A 17,492-nucleotide genomic window follows, 5' to 3' on the forward strand; every position below is an offset into this window, starting at 1 on the left:
CTCTGCATATGATACTCCACCAATTAATTTTTTTAACATCCAGAAGAGTGTTAAACAACCTCCCATTAGAAAGAACGTAAAGATCCCTCTCAAGCAGCGATTTTACGAAGTTGGCTTGATTCTCATGTACTGCCAACTTTTTCAGATAGGATTTTAAACATAGACGTCGCAGTTGCACACCGTTGTGCGAAACTACATATTCCTGATCCTCGTTCAGAACGAGATGCTCTGATATCAGCGACTGCATTAGTTCATGGTCTAATAGTAGTAACAAAGAAATATTAAAGATTTCAAAGAGACAGGTGTAGAGCTTCTTGACCCTTGGGAAATTGTTATTTAACGTCAGTTATGGATAAGCTGAGGATACAGTTGCTCCATTCGGGTTACCCAGTATGCCAGCCATGATTATTGCAACCTGTTTACTTATTGGCGCTGCATCGGTAGCATGAGCAGAAAAGGTAATTGTTGGGATAATGTTATTGACTGGATAAAAAATATTTGTGATCAATTTTTCTTCGCAGGGACGACCCTGTTATGTTATTAATTCATTGAGGACGGCCTCGTTTTTAGAGGCAACCTATGTCTTGGATTGTTTACGTTCTTGCCAATTTCAGCGAGACTGCTTCTAAAAGCAAACGCTCTTATATTGGATTTATCATTTCTGAAATTTGGGAACAATAATATGAACATTGTAAAGATAATAATTCTATCAATATTATTTCATTCAATCACTAACGCACGATGCGTCATTTATTATAACGATTTACCTCTGACAAAATCAAAGCTTGACGCTGTAAGCGTTCTATTAAATCAAGAGTCAACATGTCCTGAATCAATACAGAGTTTTAAGCGGTTAATAAAGAATAATAATTTACAGATTAAGACCAGCATGGTAGCTAATCGAGGTAAAAACAATCCTTATTTAGGAAGTTTTAGTTTTTTTGAGTCAATTACAGGAACAATGCAAAATGGCTTTCAAATAAATCCTGGGAGCTTTTATCTTGGTTATTTTTCAAAACTTGAACAAGACGAAATCAAACTAGATTACTTGCCAGAAAAAAACAAACTATTAATTGAGCTTATCGCTTGGGATAGAAAAAAATGCCTTTTTAATTTTTATGAATTACGTGGTATAGATTCTACAAAAACACGTTGGTATTATCGCGGCAACTCTGAAGATGCCTTATTAGATAATCAATATTTATATCGAGACACTCCACCAAATTCAACAAAGTTCGGAAAAAGAATGCGCTGCTCTGCCTGCCATAACTCAGGTGGACCAATAATGAAAGAGATTAAAACGCCACATAACGATTGGTGGAATAATTCAAACCAACTCATTTTTTTACCTAATAATCCTGATGATGAAATTAATTTACTGATAAATGATATAGTAGATGCACAAATATTTTCAAATGAGGTTCTTTCTGGAATAAAAAAATTAAATAAAAGCGTTCCTTTTAATACCTTCAAGCGCACACTAACTCTCCAGGAACAGTTGCGCCCATTGTTTTGTACTTCTGAGATCAATATTGAGTCTAACAAAACATCAGGAATTCTTGATCCTGTTACGATCCCTTCGGGATTCTGGCTCAACCCTCTACTTGATGAAGTTAAAATAGTTATACCAGCGCAAGCATACCAAAAATTGCTAATAGAAAATAAAATGCAATTTCCAGAAACCAAACTAAGCGATGCAGATCATGCTTGGCTCACTCCAGTCAATGGAATAGGTGATATAAATTCTATAAGACATCTGATTAAGAATAAGATTATTACTCGACATTTTGTGCAGAGTGTTTTGATGATTGATTATTCACACCCTTTATTTTCAAAACAACGATGCGACCTTTTAAAGCTGATCCCAGCTAAACCTGATTACGATTGGGTTAACATTTTTATTAATAGACTATATCAGGTCCAAGAACAGCAACCAAAAGCCTTGCTATTAGCGTCTTATTTAACAAACAACAAAAAGTACAATCAGAAATATTTTCAACAAGTGCTACATCAGTATAAAAACAAAATTAATATGGCGATAAAATCAGATCATGGTCTTCAAGAAATGTTTAATCAACTGCTACAAACGAGACAAGATGTTTTTGAGAATGAATTATCGAATAACCCTTTAGGACAAATTTTGGAGCCTGGATTTAGAGTAATTTTTCCTGAACCCCTTAGGTCTGATTATCAAAATAATCAGACCTAAGGGGTGTGCTAACCTCATAGAGTTTCACCAAATCATGAATCAAGCTATGATTGGAGTATTTCTTGTTTAAGGACGAATTTTATATGACCACCTACATTTTCCCCGGCCAAGGATCGCAAGTAGTCGGTATGGGAAGCGAATTGTTTCAGGAATTTAATTCATACGTCGCCGAAGCAAATACGATTCTAGGGTACGATTTAATTGATTTATGCATGAATGACACACAACAGTTGTTAAGCCAAACTCAATTTACTCAACCAGCTTTATACGTAGTCAATGCGTTATCTTATTTAAAAAGAATTCAAGAACATCCTCAAAAACCAGACTTTGTCGCTGGACACAGCTTAGGTGAATACAATGCGCTATTTGCAGCTGAGGTCTTTGATTTTACAACTGGTTTAAAACTGGTACAAAAACGTGGCGAGTTGATGAGTAAGACTCAAGGTGGTGGAATGGCCGCTGTTATAGGTTTGAGTGCGGAACAGGTGAACGCTGTGTTACAGCAGCATCAGCTGACAACCTTAAGTATTGCGAATTACAACAGCTATACTCAAAGTGTTGTTTCAGGTCCTGCGCAAGCTATTTTGCATGCACAATCTATTTTTGTAGCCGCAGGAGCGATGGCCTATATCCCCTTAAAAGTAAGTGGTGCGTTTCATTCATCTTATATGAGCGATGCACAAAAATTATTTTCTTCGTATATCAATCAGTTTAGCTTTGCTAAGCCATCTATCCCTGTTATTTCTAATATTAATGCCAGCCCCATGATTACTGATGAAATTTCACGTTGCCTTGAACATCAAATCACCCATCCGGTAAACTGGTTACAGACAATTGAGTATTTGCTGGATCACGGTGAAAAAGAATTTGTAGAAATAGGGCCCAAAAAAATACTTACCAATCTTGTGAATAATATTAAAGTGGGTATGTAGGCCCTATTCTGCTCAGCAACTGTGTAGAGCTAGTTCTGATGATAAATACAGGACATATGAGTTTGACTTATCTCATTATCCATTGCACTAGTTTGAAGGTCAGTTCCTTCAATGAGTAATTGATTATTTTTTTTAGTCATGGTGACTCGACTAAAAAATGAGTGAAACGACTCCGCTTCACCTAAATAATGAGCTGAATTAATAAAAACTAATGCTGAATGATCTTTGTTCCATTGAGTTAGTGTTGTCGCATGCATTGATTGCTTTATTTTAGCGGACTCGCTACCCTCAAGTGATCCTATGTCGTATTGTTCAGTAAAAAAACCATATGAGATTTTAATATGGTCTCCTTGATGATGGATGGTAATATCTATTGCCGGAGTGTTATCACACTCCCCTTCCCAAACTCCTGAAAAATTTACAGATTCATTTGTTGAAGAATCAGCTGATTCTGATTTTACTGCATTAAGTTTGTGTTGAAACCAGGGCAAAGCCCATAAAGTATTTACATGAAAAGCTAATATTATAAAAATTGCATTTATTATTTTCATCAGAACATCCTTTTATTCTAAAGATACCGAGTTTACTGACCGTATACTCATAATACTCATAAGGAAGCAGGCATTAAAGTCACAGACAACAATATAATTAATTTATAATCTCACCCTATTACCATATTGAGCTGAATATTTCGGGTTCTGTGGAAGAAACGCCAAAAGTGCCTAATCTGAGATAATGACCTAAATCAATGGAAAGATGATCAAATTTTTTATTATTTATCTATTTGCATTGCTAAATGTGGAAAGCCATCTTCTTCATAGATCTCTCCATGCACTTTAAACCCAAAGTTTTCATAAAATTGCTTTAAATAAGCCCGAGCAGAACATTGAATGCTAATTCCTGGAAAATTAATATCACAGTAAGCTAATAATTCTCCAATCAATTTTTTTCCATATCCTTTGGCACGAACAGTTCGTCCAGTAGCTACCCGACCAAATACAATATAATTTTCAATACTATTAGGAGGAAATAGACGAAGATAAGCTACCAATTGATCATTCTTCATACCTAATAAATGCAATGCAACAGCATCTTTTCCATCTGGGTCAAGATAAGCACCGTTCTGTTCCACTACAAATACATCGGCACGTAATGCAAGAACAGCATAAAGCTGTTCAACAGTTAATTCAGAAAATTTATACCAATTAAAATGAATCATGAGATGCCTGTGGTCTATTTTTATTTCATATGAATATGCCGTCGTTTTAACCATTTATACAAAGTTGATAGGGAGTACTCAATTAGTTTAGCGATCGAACGTTTGTTAATTCCTTTTGTAATCTCATCATGATAAGCGTCCAGTTTAAGAAGATCCGCTTGTCCTTTAGGTCGTCCAAGTATTACCCCGTCACTTTTTCGCTTTGATAGAGCTTCTTTCGTCCGAGCTGATATAAATTCCCGCTCAATTTGCGCAGCCAATCCTAAAATGGTTGCGGTTATGGTGGATTGCATAGATCCATCCAACACCATACTCGCATATATTTTATTTTACAGCACGGATATTTCAAAGCCAAACAACAGTTTTTTTAATTTGAATTTGAAGAAGTACCTACGGACAATGAGTACATTCGCATTATTTTAAATGCTATTTATGAAAAAATGGTACAGGATGGTGTGGCAAAAGAAATTATCGACGAGTTTGCAAGAATTTCGCCCATTGCCTGGATACATATTCTCTTTACGGGGCGATATAGTTTTAATAAAAGTAACGGGGATATTGATGTTGCCGAAATGGTACGAATGATTGAGACTCATTTAAAACAACACTTCAGGAAAACGGCTTAACTCAGATTAGGCAGTTTTGGCGTTTCTTCCACAGGCCCCGTATTTAAAAACCATATTTTACAGAGTTTGTTTGTGCCTCATTTTCCTGCGATTCAGGCTGGAAACACGGTACAACGCCATCTTGGAACTTCTGGTTGACAAAAATAACCCTGTTTCTATAATTAAATTAGCCACAAACAAAAAGACAATGTGAAATAATTTTTAGCAATAGCGGCGATTTTAATTCATATCAGTTCGAAATTATATTTTGTTACTGAATATTACCCTATTCTCAAAGATTGATGATTCATGCAACTGGTGTAATGGAATTTCCAGGGAAAACTTATGAAACTGAATAACATACTGATTGCCAGTGATTTTTCCAAACATGCCGAGTGGGCTTTACAACGAACACTTGATTTAGCAAAGCCACATAATACCAAGGTTCATTTTATTCACGTAATAACACCACCATTGAGCAGTATAGTTACTTTTTCTGATACGGAACAAAACCCTGATTTTTTTTCTGAAAAAAAGGATCTGGAAGACAAGATTTTAAATAAACTCAAAGAAAATCATTACGACTCTTTTGCCAATATTTCTGTAATATTGGGCAGACCTTCTGATGAGGTGGTCCGATATGCAGAAGAACATGATTGCGAACTGATTGTTTTAGGAGCTCATGGTGCATATTACATCAACGATTACGTGCTTGGAACCACCTCAGGCTCCATCATCAGACAGAGTCATACTCCCGTATTGCTGGTAAAAAAAGAACCTGATTTTACATACAACAAAATTTTAATTGCAACGGATCTCTCTGAATCCAATAAGGACATGGTGCGAATGGCTTTTCAGTGTTTTCCTAATGCTACTTTTCAGTTATTGTATATTGTTGATATCTATTACCGCCAACTCGAGGCCTCTCGTCATCCAGACAGTACACTTACCAATACGCCCCACCCCAAAATGCAAGCGATTATTGAAAAGCTGGAGCTTTTTCTTGATGAGTGTGACGTTGATAAAAGCAAATTTACCAAAAAAGTTATTGGCGGTTATTATGCTGATGCCATTATTGAGCAAGCAAATAATTGGAACGCCGACCTGCTGATTTTTGGAACACAAGGTAAATCTGGATTGCATTATTTGTTAATGGGCAGCGTTGCTAAACGCATCATTTATCTTAGCAGCGTGGACATGCTGGTGTTTTCTCCGAGAAACCAGGTTTCTTAATTGTTAAATAGTACACGTTTCAAATTTGTTGGTTGCTTTGTTGCTCACAGGAAGACAAATATTTTCATTCTTTATTAAATTTCTTTATACTTGCTCAGCAAATTAATCTTTTAGGACAAAATATGAACGCTAATACTGAATCAGCACCAACTGCTGAAGAATACTCTCAGGCCATGAATCTTATCGGGTCAAATTTATTCTCATCTTTAGTTCAAAGTATGGAGAAATTACAGCCTCATTTTCGCAATCAAAAAATGGTTTCTAATGCCCTATCTTCTTTTTTAGTTAATGTAATCTATAAACAATCCTCAGGAAATACTGAAAAAATACAGCAAATGCTGGATGAGATTCTCAATTTGGTAAAAATTCAATTGGACAGTATCCCTTAAAATTGTATATCAGTAGTTGTCAGAGTTTATGTTCTTAAACAGAACGTATTTATCAATTACAAGTTATTAAATATTATCCATTATGCGATGAGAATGTCATCAATCCATCGCATAGTCAGTCATGGCCAAAAATACCTGTATTGAAAACTAAATCTACAATCAGAAAGCTACTGATAAATTTCCTATGACAAATGAATTATATGTTTTTAAACGAGAATTTTAGCGATTAGATATTGAGTTTTATGAAGAAAACTACAGGGTATTAGTTAAATACCAGAAGCCTTTATCCCATTACTTTCCAAGCTCAAAACACCTCATTTCCCATAGCGGTTTAGAGCATATTCACTCATACTTTTAGCAATTTCACCTGCAGCAAAAAAAACTTTACCATTAATTTCTTTTTGTAAGAGTATGGCTTCTTCTTCCTCATGAGCTCGAATCACGATTTCAATCTCAGGATTAAGCGTTTGAGCGCACTGGATCATTTTTCTAATCTTGACAACATCAGATATGGCTATCATTAACATATCGGCACGAGCAATGTGACTTTGAACTAAAACAGAAGGATTTGCAGCATCTCCATAAACCGCTTGAAAATTAGCTGCTCGCAACGTACTTATAGTCTGCCTGTTTTCGTCAACAACCACAAAGGGTATGTTTTTTGGAGCAAGTAATTGAACAATATGTTTTCCTACCCTCCCATACCCAATTAAAACGACTTGTCCTGCAAGATAATCCTCTTTGGTGGTCATAGGCAACTCGGCTAATGGATCATCCGAGCTCTCAAATAAGGAAAAAAGACGTGGATATGATTTTATCGTATTATAAATTGGATTAATTAATTTAAAAACGAGTGGATTTATTGCTATAGAAATAAGTGCCCCGGCAAGTATAAAACTCTGCCCCGCAGTAGGAAGCATACCCAGACGCACCCCAAGCTCGGCAAGTATAAATGAAAACTCACCAATCTGAGCCAAACTCGCTGAAACAATAAGGGCTGAATGAAGTGGATACCGAAATGCAAGAACAAGAACAAATGCTGCAATAGATTTACCAATCACAATAATCCCCACAACAACTAAAATGTGTAATGGGTGATCCACTAAAACGGATGGATTGAACAGCATTCCAACAGAAACAAAAAACAAAACCGCAAATGCATCTCTTAAGGGTAAAGATTCCTCGGCCGCTCTATGGCTGAATGAAGATTCACGCATAATCATGCCAGCAAAAAAAGCGCCCAAAGCAAAGGAAACTCCAAATAATCTTGAGGCGACATAGGCAATACTGATTGCTGCTGATATAACGCACAAAGTAAACAATTCTCGTGAACCGGATCTGGCAACAAGCCAAAGCAGTTTTGGAAAATATCGCCTGCCAGCCAGAAGCATAAACGCAAGGAATGCGGATACTTTTATTAAAGTAAAACTAAAAACCTGCCATAAAGGCTCATGAGTTGCAACAGAGGTCCCCTCTCCCAACCAATGTGCCAGTGGTGGAAGCAGCACAAGAACGATAACCATAGCCAAATCTTCAACCAAAAGCCAACCTACCGCAATGTGACCATTGATGGACTCAAGGGCTTTTCGCTCTTCAAGAGCCCTTAATAATACAACCGTACTGGCTACGGAAAGAGACAGTCCAAAAATAAACGCACTACCGTAACTCCAATTCCACATAAGAGCCACACCACTCCCCAGAAGTGTTGCAGCAAGGATTTGTGCAATTGCCCCCGGAATTGCAATTTTGCGCACACGCTTTAAATCTGATAGTGAAAAATGCAACCCTACGCCAAACATCAAAAGCATAACGCCAATTTCTGCAAGTTCCTGAGCGATACTGATGTCTGCCATTAAACCTGGTGTAAAAGGGCCGATAGCTACCCCGGCTAACAAATAACCGACTAAAGCAGGAATTTTGAGGCGTACGGCAATTAAACCGAAGATTAACGCCAAAGCAAATCCCATTGCAATGGTGGTAATCAGAGGTAGCGAATGATGCAATTGAATTAATCCTTTAAGTGATTCGTTCTCTATCTGAAATTATCATGCATGGTTGCAGAAAAAAAGTCTAGTAATCCCTCACCGATCAATGATGAGTTAAGCATTTAACTTACCCTAAAAGCAAAGAGAACCAAACCAGTCAAAATCATAACCTCACACTGTGTCATCCCTCACTCTCGCTGAGCTTGAGTTTGGGATGCTGAGGAATCAATCCATCTTATTTAAAACGAGGATCATAAGAAGGAACATCGCATGATGATGAAACAACACATGGCCTATTCGGGTCAAAAAACGAATAGGCTCCGGAAACTACTTGCTGTATAGCTGGTGATTCCATTCTTAGTTTTAGTTCTTCGACTGGATCAAAAGAACTGGCGTTAGGATTGAATCCTATAAGCGGTGATTTTTTATGGTACAGCTCAATTTTTTTTGGCAGAACTGTCATTAAAATCCTTGCTTTAAACATATCTTTTTCAGGAACCGCAAGATGAATCCAGGCCTTCATGTGCTCAATAATTTTTGGTGCTGAGTTTAGAAGGGTCAATGAAGAAATGGCAAGGAAGTCTTCAATAAATTCATATTCATTACCCGAAGCAATAACCAGAAATGCTCTTTTGATAAAATCGGATAATTCGACAGGTAACGATTCCTGAGATGGTTTCACGCCAAAAATCGCAGGAAAGAGATTAAATTTAAGAAAAGAATCGAGGTTAGCCACTGCAATATTGATATTTTGCGGAAAACATTTACGTAAATGTTTGATTAGTATTAACAAGGGTACAGATTTCAAGTAAGAACGTACTTCGGGTATTGCATTGACCTCTGGCAAACATAATTCCCATCCCAATTGATTCGATAATCGAATCAAGCGAAACAGCCGAACCGGATCGGTTTCTATTGATTTTTTAAATTCAATGATTGTTTTTAATTTACGTTGATTTAAATCCTTAATACTCTGAGGATAAGGTACCAAAAGCTTGTTTTTGGATGTTATCCCAAAACAATGTACGGTGAAATCACAGGTAGACACTAATTCTTTAAAGGTATCACCCTTTCGACACGTAATATCAATGACCAGTCCTTTAGCATGGGGATCGGTTATATGAAAAACGTCATCATAGGTCTTGCTTTTGTCTATATTATCAAACAACTTCATTAAAATGTCAGGTGGGCAATTAGTTACCAAATCCACATCCTTGGGATTTAGACCCAACAAAGTATCTCGAACAAAACCGCCATAAATGTAGGCTTGATAACCTGCACGTTCAATAGTCTCAATTATTTGCTGAACAAAGTCTGAATTTTGGTAGCCTTTAGGCAAATTAATGTATTGTGTTTTAACCTTGGGTTTGGGGCTGCTTAAAAAGGTAACGGGATAAGGCAAAGATCGCTCACCATCAGTTTGTGTTGGTGTTGTCTCTGCTAAGCCCGTATTTTGGACGTCATGAACAGGAGTGCTTTCTGCAATGACATGATTATCCATAAATGCGGCAGAAGAGGTGCTTGCATCAATTCGTGTTTTTCGCCCCTTCTTACCAACACCTCTGCGAGGTTTTGCCACTTTGGGCTTTAAACTTTTTTCCATACTTTTTTTATTGTATTGCTCTATTTCCTGTAAACGTGAAAATTTAAGCGGTGTGTGAATTTTCTTTGTTTCTGGTAAATCAATAGGTTTAGACTCTACGGTACACATCGATTTTTTTTGTGGCATATCTGAAGTCTGAGCATAAGGTGTATTATCTGGAAAACGATAATAATGCTCGGTCCAAAACCGGCATAGCATATCCTTGGTTTTTTTAACACGGCATTGCCCAAATTGAGCAAACCATGCCTGATAAACCTCTCGAGCATCCCCTTTACTTTTAATCAAGCCAGAATTGAATGAAAGTGCGTACCAGGCCGCCTGAAATTTTTCTAGCAGATTATTACTCTCACTTGTTCCTTTAGCTGGTGGTAAATAATCGTGTTCCACAAAGTTAGGCTTTTGTGGATTTTTCAAAAAAGTAAGCAAATCCGAGTAGTTTTTTTGTGAAGATATGACCCCATACATATTTTTAATTGATTGTTCTGTATGCAAAACCTCGTCTGGTGTTGATACTTCTCTTATCACATTCCATAATGCGTTTACCTCGCCAAGAACAATTTCAGCACGACACGATTCACCCTCTTCAAACCAATGTAGCGCCTCTTTACAAAAAATATCCAGTATTTTAAGAAAAGTTTTTTTCAGCCGAATATTTTTGACCAAATCGCCTTGAAGTGGAATGGCAAGAAACATATCATGAAGGGCTGTGTATCGTTCAACCAAATCCGCCCTATTAATGCATTTTTGCTGTTCAAACATAGCGACAAACAATATCAAGAATCGATTTTGTAACTGGTCGCTTCCTGCTGATTGGGTCAGATGTCCGAACACTTTAGCAAATAGTCTAAAATTAATGTGCTCCCATTTTTTTTTCCTTTGCATCTCTTTTTCCAGAAGCTCAAGAAATACAGTGGATTGCAAGTTCCTCTCTAAGGCCTCTGATTGATTGAAAGACGAATCAGATACTGGCTTCTGAATTTGATACGACGAAGGATCCTCCAGCGAAATCATCAATTCACCCACCTTGGGTGAAAAAAATTCGACTAACAGACCATAAGTGCTGTTTTTAATTTTGATAACATGTGCCTGCAGCATTTCTAAAGCGTTTTTTAAGATGAAATGATCGAAAATTTCTGGATTGGTTCGCTTTAAACACAACTCAAGTATGGATGCAAGACGTTTTGAGAGTTCTTGTCTATGCACAAAAGATCCGGACAAAATACCATGAGATAATTTTAGCGCCAATTTCTCTACCTTTCCGGCGATATCCGCCAGAAAAACCGCTTTTGGCAGATCTTTAATGAGAGCATTGGCAGCGTCAATCATCACGTTCACATCATGACTCACTAGATTCTTGGGAGCAGCAAGCTCAGATACGTTGAGTAAGGTATTAACTGTAAAATGCAGTGTTCTGGCTAATTGAAGACATGGAGATGGAGGGGCATTTATAATTACTCTTGCTTCCGTAAATGAATATCCCGGAAGGATGTACGAATCTTCAAGAAGATGGGTCAAATATGAGGCGTTTTGTTTGGATGTTCTTTGACGACTTATGTTCGTCAATAACTCAATATGTTGAAGTAATAGTTCTGCGTTTCCTGTATTATTTTCCAGTACAGTTTCGATTAAACTAAACTGAAATATTCGCAAGGTTTTAAGTATGCAATCATCAATTTTTAACAAAATCTCTTTATTTTTATCCGGGATAAGTTCATCCAACTGTTCATGCTTTAACGTCATATCCAAAATAGTAACTAGTCTGCCGTTTATACGGTAGAACGTTTCAAAGAAATTTTTTCTAAGTTGACGAAAAGTACTTCTATCAAACTCATCAAGGTGATATAAATTTCTCAAATCAATTAGTTCAATACATCCCAAATGATAACGCCACAGGTCAAAAACTACTCCATTACAAAAAGACATTTCATGAGCATTAGGTGACGTTTCAAACATATCAAAAAAGAATAGAAGCACCTTTTGAAATTCATTGTATGCTTTGAATAATGCAAAATCAGTTGAACTGCTTAAAGAGTCAGTTATTAATTTGCTAGAGTTTGACAGAGCCTTAAACTGATAACTGAAAGCCTGCAAAATAAATTCAGAACATTTAGACAGTGTTTCAGGTTTACCTAACCAATCTTTTAATGAAGAATAAAAGTCAGGATTTTTGGAAATTTCTGGATAGTTTCTAATGACAATAACCAATTTAACGAACAAACCAATCGTTAACAATGGATTGCTCGAAGCATCATAGAGTTCAAGCTGCCAATCTTGGGCGAACGAGACAATAAACGGAGAAGTATGGGGTAATTGGGCATTAAACATAAATGCCAAATGAATGTCATCAATTTCTTTTTTAGTGTATTTAAGGGCTTCGCAAAGTGCCTGAATTGCAAAATTCGGTTGCGTCAATGCGCTTCCTGAATGTTCAGGTATTTGAACCTCAGTACGACGCTGTTCCAGCAACCTGCTAAGTAAATGATGTAATTGCAAGTATCCACTAATGGCTCTTTTATAAAGAGAAAGACTGTCTTCCCAGCGTCGCTCTGATGCAGCAGGAGAAAGCCCGGAGATAAAGGCCAGTTTAAACGCATAACGACCAGGCATAATGCCGTATAAAAATGCAGTGGTGCTTAACGCCAAATGCAGTTTTTCTTTAAGATGTATTGGATATACCTCGGGAGCAACCGCAAAATTGGCAATGTAGTTCCATATATCTTCTTCATCTTTCATTATTTCGTTTACAAATGAAATAATGCTCTCTACACTTTTTAACCCATGAGGGTTCTCAAATCTACTTTCCAGATAAAGTAATTCATTCATAATATTCCAACGAGCAAGAAGACATATAAGCCGGTCTTCCCAGGGAATAGAAGGCATTTCAATAAAACGCCTGGCAATTTGAGCATAAGCAAATAATTTAATCCCATCATCTCGAGAAAAACACTGACGTAATCGCATGAAAACCGGATGTGATTTTTGGGGTATAAACTCCATTAGTTCGTTTATACCGATGTCAACGTCGTTCTGAAAACCAAGAACGCTACTCCCTCCTCCTGTGGAACAAGTAATCACTTCAATATTAACGGGAGGACATTGAGATGCTGGGACAGCTTTTTGTGATTTGCGTGGTTTTCTTTTAGGCATTGTGATATCTTTATTGGAATTAGTGAGCATATTTTAACCTTTTCTGAGCTTTGTTCAAGTACTTTGATACTTACAAGCGCTCAAGAAGGTTTTTATTTTATGAAAAAACAACAAAAAGACACTGTGCGAAACACTAAAGACAGATACAACATAAATTCAATACATCAAAACACAAGCAATTCAGATAAATGCATCAACATAAACCTGATTTCTGTTCTCTTGTCCTTCAATATCCTCCTCAGGCTCATTTCTAACAGCGTATTGCTGTAATCCAGCATGGTTGAATGTTTTACCGAAAAAAGATAAAGCACTCTTTAACAGACTATCACCAGGTCTTCTTGTAACCTGATAATGAATAATGGGAACACCAATAGCCGATACTAACATCAGACTCATTATAAAATAAAAATACTCCTTGTACCATTTCTCGCCGCTTTCGTCGACCAGCAAACCTAGAAGAATGGGCAGCATTATTCCACCCAGAGCACCAACTGTGCCAAATAATCCAAACATAGTTGAAGGATTAACCCGCTTCAACGTTCTATCTCCCGGAGTCGACCATGAGTTTGAAGAGGCAATACTTAAGGGGGTTGCCATGTTAATTCCAAAGCCTGTGTTGCTAAGAGCAAGACTAGTATATAGCCCTAAGCGAGTAAGATTGCCTGCTGCCAAGGCTGCGGAACCAATAATGGCCAGTCCACAACCAAATACATGAATTTTAACCCCGCCTGATTTTGTATCCAGGTATAAAATCAGTTTTGCGGCTATAGGACGAGCGGTAATTGTAATTAAATTTGCCAATGATGTCGTTATTATCGCCTCATCGGTAGTTAAGCCAAAACCAGAGCCCAATAGACGGGGTAGAATAGTTCGAGACACAAAAAAACTTCCCAAAGAAGCAAACAAAGTCATACCCAATAACAAAGAACGCCGGTCAAATAAAACGCTAAGATTATCCTTCAATACATCAAGTACAGAAACATCATCGTAGTTAATCGCCAGAAAATCCTCTGATTGCCCCCGATTTATAGAGAATTGTTTGGACGTTTCATGGGGATAATGTGCTTTAAACTGATGATAAGGAGATGGATTACCCAAAAGCCATTCTGTAAGCCCGCCAACAAGAAGCAACCCTGAAAAAATTGCAAAAGGAACATAGAAACCAAATTGACTTAAAAAGTAAGTCGCAAGAGGGGTAGTCACCGTAGCAGAATCAACTAAAAAAGTATAAAGCAATTGTAAATTGGGAACATAACTTTTTTTGGGTACCCATTTCAACGTATCTATCATCAGCAGATTGACTACAGTACCCGATCCCGTTAAAAAACCGGCAGCAAGCATTACTCCATAACGCCAATCAAAACCCGATACTGATGACATGTCAGTGCATGAGAACAATATCGTTATAGTACTCATACCAGCCAACGCAGTCGTCATCAATATGAGGCTTTCCATTTTTCCGCCAGTTTTATGGACTCGCCACGTCATAGGAATATAAGTCAACAGATTTAAAACTATTGGTGAAACAATCAATAATCCAGCTAACGCCTGATTTAACTGCCTCATTCCCATTAATGTTGTCATCACAGCTGATGATGCGCTTCGTGTTGAATAGGATGCCAGGACATCGACAATATAGGATTGCGTAAATGAACCATTTAATTGAATCTCAGAAGAAATAATGGGCACATTATTTCTTTCAGAATCAATTACAGTAAGGCGATTATTACATCTGTCTTCCAGATTAATATCATCGGTTGATTGAGAGTCACTATCATTCATGGTAGTTGAATCAAGTTGATTGGTAGTTATTTGACAAATTTGGGATTTTTCAAATTAAATCAGCACAAAAAAACTCAGGTAATCCGCCGAATCTCCTTGAAGATGAGAGCTTTTCTTGGCCAGCTTATCAGAGACATCAACTGGTTTGAATGGGGTGAAGATTATTTTTAATAAAAAATAATCCTCTATCAAAGAGCCGACCTTATGAAACAGCCTGTTCATGTTTTTTTTCTGCTGGTTTTTTCTGCTGTTTTTTTGCTATATGAATCACTTTTTTAACAACAGCAATCACTTCATCGCTGCTGTTTTTAATTTCAATAACAAATTCGGGTTCGATTTTATTATGATGTTCCAGTTCTTGTGTAAACAATTCCAACTGTTCTTTGGTTAACTGAAATGTTGCAAAAACACTTCCCCTGGCTGGAATTTTGTATCGTATAGAGGCTGATTTATCCCAAACAATATAATTTTTGCCCAAAGCGTGGAGCAACATCAACATATAAAAGGGATCGGTCATTGAGTATAAAGAGCCACCAAAATGAGTTCCTACATAATTTTTATTCCAAAATCGCATTTTCATTTTTACAACAAGGCAAGTGATGTCCTTGTTAAAGGATAATACACGAATACCAGCACCCCAAAATGGAGGCCAAAATCGCATAAGTCTTAAAACGGTTGAGCACTTCATCAGTTCATCCTTGAAGTAATTGCATAGCATAATGATAATTGAACAGTATAGCGATATTACACTAATTTTCCCAAGCGCAGATCAATCCCGAACCCAAGCCTATTTTTACGTTATGCACGATGCCATTTCCGAAAGAATCTTGATTCATTCACAAATGGCATTCAATGAAATTTAGATCGGCTGTAACCCGCTATTTAAAATAATATCATCTACTTCATGAGATGCCGGTTGATTAGACTTACCAATGCTGGCTGCAAAAAAGCCAATACCAACAGCGCCAGTTACTACACCCGCAACAACAAGTGCAAGTGAGCCAAAAGTTGCGACATTTAAAACAGTAACAGCAAGGGCAACAGCGGCACATCCTATCGCAGTTATAAAACCACCCAGAACCATCATGCTCATATCCATGCTCTTATTGGGTAGTTCAGGAATCAGGTCATTTTCATTACTTTGCCCCCATTGTACGCTGGGCTTAATCTCAACTTCATCATCAACCGTTTTTATTTGTGCTTTTTCAAGTTCGTATTTTTCAATAAAATCAGAGCGAAGATCGTTAATTTCGGCATAGATTTGTAACTTCTCATAATCCGGCTCAGAAAAGAGAGTCCCTATTGCCATGAATTTATAATACACAGTGTTCTTGGCTTGATGTGCCATAATGTGTTCAACCAAAGGCTTAGCACCTGCATTAATGGCAAATTTTAAATCATCAGGGCTTTCTGCTCCTGCCTTGCTCAGAGCAGTAATGTGATGAACTGCGCATTGCTCTTTGATAAGAAGGGATAACAATCTATTGAGTGCGATTTGATCTTTAAACAATACCAACAAATCCAACAGTTCAGTAAATAAAGAACCGTCCAACCAGTCGTGCAATGAACCGCTTTTAAGACTGTTTTGCAATTGCGTCCACAGACAATCCTTCAAAAATTCCTTACCAAAAATACCATTACTCCTCGCCTCAGCAAGCATTTCGGAATTAAAACAGACCTTATTTAACTTATCTTTATCATAAGAAAGCGTTCCATTCATAAATAAAGTAAATGGTTCTGAAGTGGTATAATCATTTATATCGACCACATGCCCTGCCAGCTCGCTCATACGCCGTTTAATGTGCCCAAGAGCTATAACCCTAGCATTAAATGCTTGTTCAATACCTTCATCGAATACTTCCTTAATATCAGGGAATAAGACATATAGTGAATACATGCTGCAATGTTTTATTGCGTAGTGAATTACTGCGTGATTAACTTCTATTCCCTTTACTTGGAGTAAGCGTGAAACGTATAAAGCATAGTTTCTGTCAATTGCTGCTATTAAAACCGCCTCGCCATCTTTGGGGTCGGCGATTTTCGCATGTTTACATAAAACAGGCAAATAGCTACCTTGTCCCGTTTGGCATGCTCTAATGAGTACTCTGGCACTGACGCTCATCCCTTTGATATTTAATAACTGCGGCAGATAAGGACCTAAACCTGAGTCTAGTGCAGCGATTAAAACAGCTTCCGCATCATCTGGGCTTGTTATTTCTGCATTTTTACATAAAGAAGACAGATAAGTACCCTGTCTCTTTTGGCATGCGGTTATGAGTACTCTGGCACTGACGCTCATCCCTTTGATATTTAATAGTTGCGGCAGATAAGAACCTAAACCTGAGTCAAGTACAGCGACTAAAACAGCTTCAGCATCATCTGGGCTTG

General features: G+C 37.4%; 14 protein-coding genes. 6 read left to right on the forward strand and 8 right to left on the reverse strand.

The features are described 5' to 3' along the window. The first annotated feature begins 198 nt into the window (after window positions 1-198). The 3 genes from Lwor_RS14350 (at window position 199) to fabD (ending at window position 3,141) form a co-directional block, all read left to right on the forward strand. Window positions 199-285 carry a hypothetical protein gene (locus Lwor_RS14350; RefSeq protein WP_420798143.1) on the forward strand — a complete coding sequence of 29 codons (87 nt, stop codon included), beginning with the start codon at window positions 199-201 and terminating at the stop codon, window positions 283-285. Window positions 286-889: 604 nt separating this feature from the next. Beyond that, the gene (locus tag Lwor_RS10780) at window positions 890-2,209 is read left to right on the forward strand and encodes a hypothetical protein (RefSeq protein ID WP_147279883.1); all 1,320 of its coding nucleotides are present in this window, start codon (window positions 890-892) and stop codon (window positions 2,207-2,209) included. A gap of 83 nt (window positions 2,210-2,292) precedes the next feature. Then, complete coding sequence (gene fabD / locus Lwor_RS10785) at window positions 2,293-3,141, forward strand: ACP S-malonyltransferase (protein WP_058493880.1); 849 nt, start codon at window positions 2,293-2,295, stop codon at window positions 3,139-3,141. Between the two features lie 29 nt (window positions 3,142-3,170). Here fabD and Lwor_RS10790 read toward each other — a convergent pair whose 3' ends face one another. The 3 genes from Lwor_RS10790 to Lwor_RS14230 form a co-directional block, all read right to left on the reverse strand. Further along, window positions 3,171-3,692 carry a hypothetical protein gene (locus tag Lwor_RS10790; protein WP_058493881.1) on the reverse strand — a complete coding sequence of 174 codons (522 nt, stop codon included), beginning with the start codon at window positions 3,690-3,692 and terminating at the stop codon, window positions 3,171-3,173. Between the two features lie 221 nt (window positions 3,693-3,913). Further along, on the reverse strand, window positions 3,914-4,360 hold the full coding sequence (locus tag Lwor_RS10795) for a GNAT family N-acetyltransferase (RefSeq protein ID WP_058493882.1): 447 nt from the start codon (window positions 4,358-4,360) through the stop codon (window positions 3,914-3,916). 20 nt (window positions 4,361-4,380) lie between these two features. Next, window positions 4,381-4,653 carry a hypothetical protein gene (locus Lwor_RS14230; RefSeq protein ID WP_058493883.1) on the reverse strand — a complete coding sequence of 91 codons (273 nt, stop codon included), beginning with the start codon at window positions 4,651-4,653 and terminating at the stop codon, window positions 4,381-4,383. A 162-nt stretch (window positions 4,654-4,815) separates the two neighbouring features. Here Lwor_RS14230 and Lwor_RS10805 point away from each other — a divergent pair, with 162 nt between their 5' ends. The 3 genes from Lwor_RS10805 (at window position 4,816) to Lwor_RS10815 (ending at window position 6,587) form a co-directional block, all read left to right on the forward strand. Beyond that, window positions 4,816-4,986, forward strand: coding sequence for a hypothetical protein (locus tag Lwor_RS10805; RefSeq protein WP_175042913.1), 171 nt, complete (start codon window positions 4,816-4,818; stop codon window positions 4,984-4,986). A 324-nt stretch (window positions 4,987-5,310) separates the two neighbouring features. Next, window positions 5,311-6,198 carry a universal stress protein gene (locus Lwor_RS10810; protein WP_058493885.1) on the forward strand — a complete coding sequence of 296 codons (888 nt, stop codon included), beginning with the start codon at window positions 5,311-5,313 and terminating at the stop codon, window positions 6,196-6,198. A 122-nt stretch (window positions 6,199-6,320) separates the two neighbouring features. Continuing rightward, entirely contained in the window at window positions 6,321-6,587 is a 267-nt protein-coding gene (locus tag Lwor_RS10815; protein WP_058493886.1) for a hypothetical protein, read from the forward strand. Between the two features lie 314 nt (window positions 6,588-6,901). Here Lwor_RS10815 and Lwor_RS10820 read toward each other — a convergent pair whose 3' ends face one another. The 5 genes from Lwor_RS10820 to Lwor_RS10840 form a co-directional block, all read right to left on the reverse strand. After that, window positions 6,902-8,590 (reverse strand): cation:proton antiporter domain-containing protein, encoded by a 1,689-nt coding sequence (locus Lwor_RS10820; protein ID WP_058493887.1) that lies wholly within the window; start codon window positions 8,588-8,590, stop codon window positions 6,902-6,904. Between the two features lie 217 nt (window positions 8,591-8,807). Further along, complete coding sequence (locus Lwor_RS10825; protein ID WP_162262303.1) at window positions 8,808-13,322, reverse strand: CCA tRNA nucleotidyltransferase; 4,515 nt, start codon at window positions 13,320-13,322, stop codon at window positions 8,808-8,810. 180 nt (window positions 13,323-13,502) lie between these two features. Further along, a complete protein-coding gene (locus Lwor_RS10830) occupies window positions 13,503-15,104 on the reverse strand; it encodes an MFS transporter (RefSeq protein WP_058493889.1) in 1,602 nt (533 codons plus the stop codon). A 202-nt stretch (window positions 15,105-15,306) separates the two neighbouring features. Continuing rightward, entirely contained in the window at window positions 15,307-15,792 is a 486-nt protein-coding gene (locus Lwor_RS10835) for a DUF4442 domain-containing protein (protein ID WP_058493890.1), read from the reverse strand. A gap of 171 nt (window positions 15,793-15,963) precedes the next feature. Further along, on the reverse strand, window positions 15,964-17,492 hold a 1,529-nt coding region (locus Lwor_RS10840), incomplete at its 5' end, for a hypothetical protein (RefSeq protein WP_193786617.1).

The organism is Legionella worsleiensis (assembly GCF_001467535.1).
GTDB lineage: Bacteria > Pseudomonadota > Gammaproteobacteria > Legionellales > Legionellaceae > Legionella > Legionella worsleiensis.